The sequence below is a fragment of the Stieleria sp. genome, assembly GCF_041595215.1.
GTDB lineage: Bacteria > Planctomycetota > Planctomycetia > Pirellulales > Pirellulaceae > Stieleria > Stieleria magnilauensis.
The window spans coordinates 1-11,271 of sequence record NZ_JBFHKV010000151.1 but is presented as its reverse complement, the minus strand read 5'-3'; the positions used below and the strand labels follow the sequence as shown (position 1 = coordinate 11,271).

At 59.5% G+C, this 11,271-nt stretch carries 8 protein-coding genes; 2 read left to right on the top strand and 6 right to left on the bottom strand.

Annotated elements, in window-relative coordinates; all coding sequences use genetic code 11:
* The coding region (locus ABX749_RS08315; RefSeq protein ID WP_372895571.1) for an NAD(P)/FAD-dependent oxidoreductase at positions 1-1,219 on the bottom strand (1,219 nt) is incomplete at its 3' end.
* A complete protein-coding gene (locus tag ABX749_RS08310) occupies positions 1,216-2,187 on the bottom strand; it encodes a proline racemase family protein (RefSeq protein ID WP_372895570.1) in 972 nt (323 codons plus the stop codon). The genes ABX749_RS08310 and ABX749_RS08315, both read right to left, overlap by 4 nt.
* A gap of 139 nt (positions 2,188-2,326) precedes the next feature.
* Between ABX749_RS08310 and ABX749_RS08305 the strand changes: the two genes are divergently transcribed.
* A complete protein-coding gene (locus ABX749_RS08305; RefSeq protein WP_372895569.1) occupies positions 2,327-3,088 on the top strand; it encodes a helix-turn-helix domain-containing protein in 762 nt (253 codons plus the stop codon).
* Positions 3,088-4,872, top strand: coding sequence for a DUF885 family protein (locus ABX749_RS08300; protein ID WP_372895568.1), 1,785 nt, complete (start codon positions 3,088-3,090; stop codon positions 4,870-4,872). The genes ABX749_RS08305 and ABX749_RS08300 overlap by 1 nt, the downstream gene beginning before the upstream one ends.
* Positions 4,873-4,894: 22 nt before the next feature.
* Here ABX749_RS08300 and ABX749_RS08295 read toward each other — a convergent pair whose 3' ends face one another.
* The 4 genes from ABX749_RS08295 to hemG all read right to left on the bottom strand — a co-directional run.
* Positions 4,895-5,842 (bottom strand): DMT family transporter, encoded by a 948-nt coding sequence (locus ABX749_RS08295; RefSeq protein WP_372895567.1) that lies wholly within the window; start codon positions 5,840-5,842, stop codon positions 4,895-4,897.
* A 143-nt stretch (positions 5,843-5,985) separates the two neighbouring features.
* On the bottom strand, positions 5,986-7,308 hold the full coding sequence (locus ABX749_RS08290) for a DUF1501 domain-containing protein (RefSeq protein WP_372895566.1): 1,323 nt from the start codon (positions 7,306-7,308) through the stop codon (positions 5,986-5,988).
* A 65-nt stretch (positions 7,309-7,373) separates the two neighbouring features.
* Positions 7,374-9,797, bottom strand: coding sequence for a PSD1 and planctomycete cytochrome C domain-containing protein (locus tag ABX749_RS08285; protein ID WP_372895565.1), 2,424 nt, complete (start codon positions 9,795-9,797; stop codon positions 7,374-7,376).
* Positions 9,798-9,875: 78 nt separating this feature from the next.
* Positions 9,876-11,271 (bottom strand): protoporphyrinogen oxidase (gene hemG, locus ABX749_RS08280; protein WP_372895564.1); only part of this gene is annotated, 1,396 nt, incomplete at its 5' end.

Genomic DNA, 11,271 nt, shown 5'->3' with positions numbered 1-11,271 from the left:
GGTGCGGCTCGTTTCCGAGCACCAATTCGGCGGCCAACTGTCCCGTCGCGGGCCCGGACGCCATGCCGATCATACCGTTGCCGGCGGCAACGAACGCGTTGGCCGCGCGGGGCGAACGACCGATGCACGGTAATCCGTCGGGCATCATCGGTCGCCAGCCTGACCAAGGCGTCTCGGTTGCCCGCGGCAATTCAACCCGCAGGTGTTCTCGCGCCGAGCGTTTGAGCAACTCGATCCGGGACGCCGGAATCGAACGATCAAATCCGGTCAACTGCATTGTCGACCCGATCCGAAAGGAATCTCCCAGCGGGGTGACGGCGACGTGATCATCCTCGAATATCAGTGGCGTTTTGGGCATGCCGGTCGCGTCGTCAAAGGTCACCGAGTAGCCTTTGCCGGGAATCACGGGGATTCGACAACCGAGCGAGCGTCCCCACTTCGACGCTTCGGCGCCGGTCGCCAACACAAAGGCATCGGCCGACAGACGGTCTCCTTGCGTTGTCTGAACCGACGTCAACGCCGCGCCGTCGACGTGCAACGATTCGATTTCCGTCTGCTCGCGAAACACACCGCCGGATGCTTCAATCTCGTCGCGCAACTGATCCAACAAGGCACTCGGGCAAAGATGCGCGTCGTCGGGGAAATGCCAACCACCGGCCAGCGAATCACGCAGTGTCGGTTCCAGCTGCAAAATGGCGTCTCCGTCATAACGATCCAGACGCAATCCGAAATCGCGTCGCAACTGGGACGCCGATTCCTCGTAGGCTTCGAAATCACGGACCGATCGATACACCAACAACAAGCCGCGTTCTTGCCATTGCAATCGCGCTGCGTGGCGAGACGCGAACGATTGGTATTGCGCCCGGGACGATTTCAACAGCGCATGACGGGCGTTGGACGCGCTGCGAAAATCAGCGGCGTTGCAATGCTTGGCGAACCGTAGCAACCACCGCCACAGCGACGGATCCCAGCGCGGCGTGATCGACAACGCCCCGCCGAACTTCGCCATCATCCGCAAACCATTCGTGACCGCACCGGGGGCACACAGCGGATGGACATGCCCGGGACAGATGTATCCGCAATTGCCCGACGACGCCCCGCTGCCGATCCGATCCCGTTCCAGCACCGTCACGGCGCAGCCCGCGCGTGCCAGATGCCAGGCCGTCCAGCATCCGATGACGCCTCCGCCGATAATGATCACGTCCGATCGAGCACTCATCGGCCTGGCCCCCCGATGCCCAGACGCAAGGCGTCCTCGGGATCAAAGATCTGACGTGTTTCCGCGATCACGTGAGCCCGCCCTCGAATGGTCACATGGACGCCGTCCGATTCGTCTTCATACGACGCGACGAACCGGCTTCCGGTGATCGACTCCTGAATCCATTCCACACCGGGCTGCAACAATCCGCGTGCCGCCAGACAAGCCAGTTTTGCAGACGTCCCCGTGCCACAGGGCGAACGATCGTAGTGCCCACCGGGGCACAAGACAAAGTTTCGACAACCGACTTCTTCCGCCGCTTGCGGGCCCTCGGCCGCGGTGGAAAGCGGGCAATAGAGTTCAACATGATCAATCACCGCGCCGTCTTCGCCGCGGACGCCGTGTTGGTCCAATGCGTCGCGAATCCGCTGACTCCGGTCCATCAACTCCGAGAGCGTCGCCGAGTGGACCGCTTCGTCATGCGTCAGAAAAAACCAATTCCCGCCGTAGGCGATATCCCCCACCACGCGGTCCCCGTCCCGACACGACAAGGCGACATCCTGGCGGTGACAGCGACTGGGGACGCCGATGAAACGGACGCATCGATCTTGCTCCAGCGTGGTCTGGACCGATCCCGCGGGCGTGGCGAACCGATACGTTCCCGGGCCAATCAAATCACGATAGCGGAGTGCTTCGATGACGCCGATCAATCCGTGCCCGCACATCCCCAGGTATCCGACGTTGTTGAAAAACACGATGCATCCGGGGCAAGCGGCATCCTCTCCCGGTGGCGTCACGACGGCGCCAACGGCGTACTCGGTTCCACGCGGCTCGCTGGTCAACGTTTTTCGGATCCAATCGAACGGTCCACGCAGTTGCTCCAGTTGTTGCGCCGCCGATTGCCCTAACAGCCCGATGTCGGCGGCGAACAGCACTCTGGTGATCTCACCGCCTGTGTGGGTGTCTAGAACGGGAAAGGAATCGGGCATAGGCTGAATCATTGCAGGACCGACGTGGCGGCCACGGGGTGGCAAAAGCCATCGTCTTTCACAGGGCCGTTTAGGTGGCAACCACTATAGTACGTCGCCGGACCGCTAGATTGACATCACCAGTCTGCGAGAATGAAAATTGCGCACACCTGACCTAACACCGTTCAACGATGTCCGGCTGGAACTGGCCGGCCAGCTCGCCGATCCGTTCTTGAGCGAGGCACTTTTCGACCATTTGACAGACATCGTTTACTTCGTGAAAGACCGTCGGGGGCGATATGTGATCGTCAACGAGACGCTGGTGCAACGCAGTGGTGCCAAGCAAAAAAGCGACTTGATCGGAAAAACGTCCGAAGAAATTTTTCGCGATCCGATCGGCAACCGCTTCTTCGCGCAGGACCTGACCGTCATCAAAACGGAGCAACCGTTGGTCGACGAACTGGAACGCCACGCCTATCCGTCGGGCGACACGGGCTGGTGTCTGACCACCAAATTGGCGCTCAAGGGAACCGACGGAACCGTTGTCGGATTGGTCGGGATCTCACGGGACCTGCAGTCACCCGGCGAGGACGCGAGTGATCTGAACCGGCTGGCTCGAATCGTGGGGCACATCAAGCAGCATCTGGGCACACCGTTGCGGAACTCGGAACTGGCCGAGCGGGAGAACATGTCGACCTACCAGCTCGATCGACGATGCCGTCAGGTCTACGGAATCCCACCGTCGCAGCTGATCTTGCAGTTGCGAATGGGTGCCGCAGCGACCAAGCTACGTCAGACGGAGGACCCGATTGTTGCCATCGCGCTGGCCGTCGGCTATTCCGACCAAAGCGCCTTCACACGACAGTTCCGCCGCACCTTCGGTGTCTCGCCCGGCAAGTTTCGCGTCCAACAAGCAAACTGATGAAGTACTTAGTCATCGCCTTCACCGCCACGCTGCTGCTGGCATTTGATGTCCCATCCCACGACGCACATGCCGACGACGCGGTCTCGCGTCCGTCAAATGAGACGCTTCGCGCGTTGATGGACCAAGTCTGGGAATTCGAACTCGACGAATACCCGCTGCTGGCCACCGATGTCGGTGACCCGCGCGGACAAGACCGACTGGCCAGCAACACCCCCGCCGACCTCCAACGCCGTCAGCTGGCCCGCGCCGGATTCCTCAAGTCCCTCGACGCCATCGATCTAGCCTCGCTCGACGCGGAAGACCAAGTCGACGTGGACTTGTTGCGTCGCAAGCTGGAAACCGAACAAACGGATTACCGGCTCGGTCTGCACTTGATGCCGATCAACAATCGCGAAGGTTTCCACATCGGCTTGCCCGAGTTGCCGCGACAAATGAATCCCGATTCGCGGCAGGACATGGAAAATTACATCGCGCGGCTCAATCAGTCTCCACGCTACGTTGCCGAACAAATCGCGCTGTTGCGTCAAGGCATCGATGCCGGTTTGACTCAACCGGCCATCATCATGCGAGACAGCGTCCGGCAGGCCCAGGCTCACGTGGTGGACGACCCCGAAGAGTCGCTGTTCCTGACCAACCTGGCCGAGGAATCGATCGCCAAGTTATCTGAGAAGGATTGGAACGAGCTGCGCCCCAAAGTTCTCGATGCGATCCGGCACAGTGTCATTCCCGCCTACCGTGACTTCGCCGAGTTCCTGAAGACGACCTACGTTCCGGCATGCCGAGGAAGCATCGCGGCTCGATCGTTGCCTGGCGGCCAAGCGTTGTACCAGGCACAAATCCGCAAGTTCACAACGCTGGAGATGACACCCGACGAGTTGCATCAGACCGGGATTCGTGAAAATGCCCGAATCCGATCGCAGATGGAAGCGATCAAAGTCCGGGTCAAGTTTGACGGTGACCTGCAAGCGTTCTTAAAACACCTCCGCACCGATCCCAAGTTCTATCCCAAGACCAAGGAAGAACTGCTCAAGGAAGTCGCTTACATCTTGAAGCAAGCCGACGGGCGGCTTCCCAATCTGTTCGGCAAGCTTCCCCGCACACCGTACGGGATTCGCGAAGTCCCCGACTATGTCGCGCCGCAAACCACGTCGGCGTATTATTGGCCGCCCGCGACCGACGGCACCCGTGGCGGGTTTTACTACGTCAACACCTACAACCTGTCGGCCCGCCCGCTGTATCAACTCGAGGCCCTCTCGTTTCACGAAGCGGTGCCCGGTCACCATTTACAACTGGCCCTTCAAGCGGAATTGGAGGGACTGCATCCGATCCGCAAGCAGAGCAATTTCACCGCGTTCATCGAAGGCTGGGCGCTGTACAGCGAAAAGCTGGGCAGTGAACTCGGATTCTATAAAGATCCCTACCAGGAGTTCGGCCGGCTGAGCATGGAAGCCTGGCGGGCGAGTCGATTGGTCGTCGATACCGGCATCCATGCCAAAGGCTGGACGCGGCAACAGGCGATCACGTACATGCAAGAAAACACGGCGTTGTCGGAGCACAACATCGTTGCCGAAGTCGATCGCTACATCGGCTGGCCGGGACAAGCCTTGGGATACAAGGTCGGCGAGCTGTTCATCACGGAGCTACGAGAACGTGCCGAAACGCAGCTCGGCGATGCGTTTGACGTCCGCCAATTTCACGACGCCGTGCTGAGTTCCGGTTCGATCCCCTTGCCGGTGCTGGAACGCAAGATCGAGCGGTTTATCGAGCAGGGTGCTAAGTAACGCAGGGTGCTCAGTAACATCGTCACCTCTGGGTCACCAAACCGACACCCACGATCGCAACGCCCATGCCGATGAAGTGCCCCATTGAGGACGGTTCGTGCAAGACACCGATCGCCAGGCACATCGTCAGGACCGGCCCTGCGCTGCCGATGACCGCGGTTCGCGTCGCACCGATTCGCATGATCGCCTCGTTGATCATGAAACTGGGGATCAGCGTGCAGACGATTGCCAACACAAATCCATATCCCAAAACGACCGGCCGGGCGGATGTCAGTTGCGCGACGTTGCCTTCGGCTAAAAAATGGATTGCGACGAATACCGTCGATCCGATCATCGCCAGACTGGTGAATTGCCGACTCCCCATCGATTGCATGATGGGTTTGGCCAACAGAATATAGATCGCGTAACTGATCGCGGATCCGCTGACCAAAATCACGCCCCACGTGACGTGCGTGCCGTCGCTGAGCAATCGCTCCTGACTGTACATCATCGCGATACCGCCGTAACACAACAGAATCGACAGGATAATCCGTCGGTTCAGCACTTCGCCCAGAAACATCCAGGCCAGAATCGCGACGATTGCGGGATACACGAACAAGGTCAACCGTTCTAACTGGGCGGTGATGTATTGCAGCCCGCTCAGATCCAGATAGGAAGCAAGGTAGTAGCCCAGGAAGCCTAAGACGATCGCTCGTAAGAAAAGCTGGGGGCGGATCGGTTTGGCGCCGGATGACCTGCGAACCTGCCAGAACACGGCGAGATAAAACGGTAGCGCGAATGCGAGACGGAGCATCAGCAACATTGTCGGCTCCGCCCCCTCGGCGTACGCCAATTTGATAAAGATCGATTTCAACGCGAACAAGAACGTGCCGATGATCGCCAGTAGAATCCCCGTCGTAAATTGGCTCGGCCGGTCGACTGGAGAATCACTCGCGGATCCAACAGGATCGTCGTCATCAGAGGCGTTCAAGGCACAATTCGCATGGCGGGGGTGTTGATCAAACAAGGTGGGACATCCATGGTCCGCTGGGATCGACAAGCCAGCGACGCGAAAGGTTCACCTCAACACCCGCGAATCGAAACCCGCACCGCTGGCCATCCACCCCACCTCAATCACGCGATCAGGTCCTTCACGATCCGACCGTGGACATCGGTCAAACGGAAATCACGGCCGGCATGACGGAAGGTCAGCTTTTCGTGGTTGATGCCCAACTGGTGCAACATCGTGGCGTGCAAATCGTGGACTTCGACGGGATCTTCGACCGTGTATTTTCCGATCTCGTCGGTCGCACCATGAACGTGACCGCCCTTGAACCCGCCGCCGGCCAGCCACACGCTAAAACAATCACGATGGTGTCCGCGCCCATTTTTTCCTTCTTTCGTCGGAGTCCGCCCGAACTCGGTCGCCCACAACACGATCGTGTCCTTCAACATGCCCCGCTGACGCAGATCCGTAATCAACGCCGCGGTGGGCTGGTCGACGTTGCGGGCCAAATCCGCATGCTCCTTCATCTCGCCGTGTGAATCCCAATTGGGCCGCGATCCGGTGTCGATCAATTCGATGAAGCGAACACCGCGTTCGGCCAATCGACGGGCGACCAAACACTGCCACGCAAAATCCGCCCCCGGACCTTTGACTTTGCGGTCCAGTCCGTACAGCCGTCGAACGTGTTCCGGTTCCTGCTGGACATCAAACGCCTCGGGTGCCGCTTGTTGCATCTGAAACGCCGTCTCGAACGACTTGATCCGGGCCGCCAACGCGCTATCGTGTGGACGCTGACGGGCATGGCGCTCGTTGAATTGATCCACCAGGTCGAATTCCAAATCTTGCAACTGTCCCGTCTTACCGGGCGGGTTCAGGTTCGCGATCGGATTCTTCCCCGGCAACACGCGCGTGCCCTGATGGAACGCCGGCAGAAAATCACTCGCGTAAACCTGTGTACCGCCATAGGGTAAATGGGGCGCGATCACGATGAAACTGGGCAGGTTCTGATTGACCGTCCCCAGTCCGTAGCTGATCCATGACCCCATGCTCGGCCGGGCAAAGGTCGGCGATCCGGTGTGCATCCCCAGCGTGGCTTCGGAGTGATCAAAGTGCGACGCTTTCATCGACCGGATCAGACAGATTTCGTCCATCACGTCACGGACATGCGGAAAGATGTCGCTGACCAGCGTGCCGCATTTCTGATTCGGCTTGGCACCGAACAGATTGCCCATCAATCGATCTTTTCCGCTGCCGTCACGACCACCGCTGGTCGGTTTGGGATCGAACGTGTCGATGTGCGAAACGCCGCCGGTGGCATAAATGAAGATCACGTTCTTTGCGGTCGGGCGATGGTGCGTCGCCTTGGGACCGAGCGGATCGGACTGCTCGGCCAACAACTGCGACACGATTCCCGGCATCATCAACGAACCACCGACCATCGATCGAATCATCGTTCGCCGATTCAGATTTGAATTCAACATCAATGCAGACCCGAGACAAAGGAAGGTGTGAGACGTTAATCCAGATACAAGAATTCGTTCAACCGGAACAAGCTGCGGACCAGACTGGCCCACATCTGGCGTTCTTGATCGTCGCCGTCACCAATGCGACCGGCGACCTTTTCCAAGTGCGCCTGCAACAGCTGCGTTTCGTCGCTTGTCGGGGGACGAGACAAGACGGTGCGGAAGGCAAATTCGACTCGCGATTTCGTGTCGCCCGGTTGTTTCAGCACCCTGTCGGCAAACCGTGTCGATTGATCGTGCAAAAACTGGTCGTTGGCGAAATACAACGCCTGCAGCGCGGTGATCGACTGGTCACGGCGACTGGTACAGGCATTCGGATCGGGGCCGTCGAAGGTCTGAAAGTACGCCCCGGCCGTCAAACGTTTGGTCATCAAATAGACGCTGCGTTTGTTGCTGGGGTAGTCGTCGTTGAAGGGGTGGTGTTGGGTGTATTTCCATTGATCGCGAGGCGGAAACGGGTACGGCTCGGTTTGCGGCGTCAAATCGAGTGTCCCGGCGATCATCAGCACGGTGTCACGAATCGATTCGGCGTCCAAACGCTGTCGATTGAACCGCCAGTGCAGTTGATTGTTGGGATCGTGCGCCAAGTTCTCCGGCACACTGGCACTGGACAGTGCGTAGGTGCGTGACGTCATGATGCGTCGCTGCAGATGCTTGAGCGACCAACCGCTGTTGATGAAATCGGTGGCCAGCCAATCGAGCAACTGGGGATGCGTCGGTGATTCACCACGCAGTCCGAAATCGCTGGTGCTGGGGACAATCCCCGTGCCGAAGTGTCGCTGCCAAACTCGATTGACGATCACACGGGCGGTCAACGGGTTCTCCGGATGGGTGATCCACTGTGCCAACTGTTTGCGGCCGCTGGTGGATTGGGCCAGATCGGATTCAAGCTTCCAACCGCCAAGGATTTCAGGAAACCCTCGCGGGACTTCGGCGCCCGGACGTGTGGGCTCTCCCTTGATTTGAATCCGCGCGTCCACCGCATCGGCATCCGCGACGGCGTAGGCACTGGGAATGTCCGGCAACTGTCGCAGGTGTTCGGCAAGCGCTTCGCCGGCCTTGCGAGCCTTGATCAGCATGCCGTCCAACTCGTCGCGCATTTTTCGCTGCTGTTCCAGCGTGCTTTCTTTTTCACGTCGGGCGTTGTCTTCTGCTTTCGCTTCGCAACGATCCAAATGTTTTTGTAGTTCGGCGACCAGCTTGTCTGTTTCGGGTTGAAACTTGTCAAGCCTTGCTTGCGTTTCGGCTTGGTCAAGCAAACTGACAAAGTCGCGCTGTGTTTGAAACAGTTCGATTCCGGGGAACGGATACCGCGTGCTGGCAAAGATTCCATACAACGCGTAGTAGTCGCGGGTACTGACGGGATCGAATTTGTGGTCGTGGCAACGGGCACACGCCAGGGTCAGCCCCATCATCGTGCGACCGACGTTGTCAATCGTGTCTTCGATCGTCAAATGCCAAGGATAGCGTTCGACCAAGGATCCGAATCGCCGGGCCATCGCCAAGTAACCGGTCGCAATCGTTTGGCGGTTACGTTCGGCAAGCGACGAGGCGGGTAACAAATCGCCGGCGATCTGCTCGGCGATAAACCGATCGTACGGCAGGTCATCGTTCAGCGAATCGATGATGTAATTGCGATACAGATACGCTTGCGGAATCGGAAAATCGGAATTGTCGCCGGCGGTATCGGCGTAGCGCACCCAATCCATCCAGTGCCTTCCCCATCGCTGACCGTAAGCCGGCCGACTCAGCAACTCGTCGACAAGTTCTGCCATCGCATCGGCTGTGCCGACGGCAGCGACGCGGTCGGCGAACGCATCGACTTCTTCGATCGTCGGCGGCAATCCCGTCAGCCCATACGTCGCCCTGCGGACCAACACGATCGGCGCGGCGTCATCGACGACCGCCAACCCCGCCGCTTCACGCCGTGCTTGGATCAATCGATCCAGATCGCCGCGCGGCCAACTGGGGTCGGCGACGGGCGGCGGTGAGATTGAACGGATCGGCTGGAACGCCCAGTGGTCACTCTCCAGCGGCGGTTCGTCGGACGGTTCCGTGGCGTCCGTCCAAGCTGCCCCCGATTGAATCCAACGTTCCAGTTGTTTGATTTCTGCGTCGGACAATCGATCACCTTCGGGAGGCATTCGGTCGTCTTCGTCGCTCGACTTCACCCGCGCCAACAGTCCACTTTCCTCTGGCTTTCCGGGAACGATCGCTGCCGTCCCCGAATCCGCTTCGGCGAACGCGTCGCTGGATCGATCCAGTCGCAGCCCGCCGTTTTGCTCCTCCGGCCCATGGCAATCGATGCAGTGCCGCTGAAATAGAGGTTGGATCTGACCCGAAAAATCAACGCCTGGGTCGGCAAATGCCGGTATCACGCTCAGGCCGATCATACCGGCGAGGAAAAGACGAATCATGGATTCACAATCGTCCCAAGAGGCGAGGCGGGGGGAGGGATGCGGAAGCCCCATTAGTTTAACGCAATCCCGCCGAACTCAACTGGCTCCGCTGATTTTTCTCGCCAATGCTTTCCCCGCCGAGATCACCGGAGCGATCCCGACTCCGCCGAGCGCGTTGCTGACCAGATGCAGGTTCGGGATCTGGTCCATCGCCCGCCGGATCGTCTCGACACGTTTGAGATGGCCGACATGATACTGGGGCATCGCGTTGTTCCAACGCACGACGCGGGCGAGCGTTTCTGTTCCCGTCATGCCGATCAGTTCGGCAAGCTCACCGCGCACCATTTCGACGATCTCGTCGTCGGATTGCTCCAGCAGTTCCGGCTGCAGTGCGCCGCCGACAAACACGCGAATGATCGTGTGATCATCGGGGCAGCGGATCGGATACTTGTGACTGGCGAAGCTGACCGCCAAGATCTTTCGCTGTTCGATTTTGGGAACCACGAAACCGAACTGATTGGGCAGTCGCGTGATTTGGGACTTCGGCACACACAGGACGACGATCGCCGTCGATGCCGACTCGATCGATGACAACGCCTCCGCGGCGGTTTCGCTGGCCGCCTGGATGGCTTCCCCAGTCACGGTGCGGAGCAGCCGCGCCGACACGGCCGCGGGCGTGGCCAAGACGACTTCGTCAAAGGATTCGGCGCCCTGGTCGAAATGAATTTCCCAGGTGCCCGCTTGAGAGTGGCTGGTTTGATCGGCGTTCCAGTGCAAGGCGCTGACCGGCGTTTCGGTCTGAATCGACTTTTCACCGATCGCCACCGCAAGCGTGTCGATCAATTGCTTCATCCCGTTGGGAAAGCCACGGAATTTTTCGTACCTCGCCCCGGCGCTGTTCCGTTCGGTCCGGTCCTTGTCTTCGCGCCGCCGGGCGAGCGTCGCCTGGGCCAATGAGCCGTGCTTTTGGACCATCGCGACCATCGGAGCCATCGTCGCCTTCATGCTCAATTTTTCGATGTCGGCGGTGTAGATCCCGGCGACCAGCGGCCCGACCAGCCGATCGAGCACCTCGGCGCCCATGCGATGGCGGACGAATTCCGCGACGCTGATGTCGTCGGTCGCATCGTCCACGCCCGACTGACGGCTGACAAACCGTTCGGCCAGAAAACGCAGCTTCCCGGGGACCGACAACAAGGGCGTGGTGACCATCTGCCAAAGCTTGGTCGCCCGCATCAAAACAAAGCCATCGGGGATCGGTACCAGCTTGCCGCGGTGCACGATCATCGCACCGGCTCGCGTGGTGTCGGGAACGATCAACTGATCTTCCACGCCCAGATCCCGACACAGTTCGATGGCGGCCGGCGGCTCGGTGGCAAACATGTCGGCGCCGTGATCGATCACAAAGCAGCCGTGCTGGTCCGTTTCGATCCGCTCGGTGTCGATCACTCCGCCAAGCCGCGACGACGACTCGTACAGCGTGACGATCGCG

What these genes read in the sequence shown, in the direction of transcription:
- ABX749_RS08290 (WP_372895566.1), bottom strand. Translation starts at nt 7,308, where the DNA reads ATGATTCGATCGATGGTCGGTGGTTCGTTGATGATGCCGGGAATCGTG.
- ABX749_RS08300 (WP_372895568.1), top strand. Translation starts at nt 3,088, where the DNA reads ATGAAGTACTTAGTCATCGCCTTCACCGCCACGCTGCTGCTGGCATTT.
- ABX749_RS08310 (WP_372895570.1), bottom strand. Translation starts at nt 2,187, where the DNA reads ATGCCCGATTCCTTTCCCGTTCTAGACACCCACACAGGCGGTGAGATC.
- ABX749_RS08285 (WP_372895565.1), bottom strand. Translation starts at nt 9,797, where the DNA reads ATGATTCGTCTTTTCCTCGCCGGTATGATCGGCCTGAGCGTGATACCG.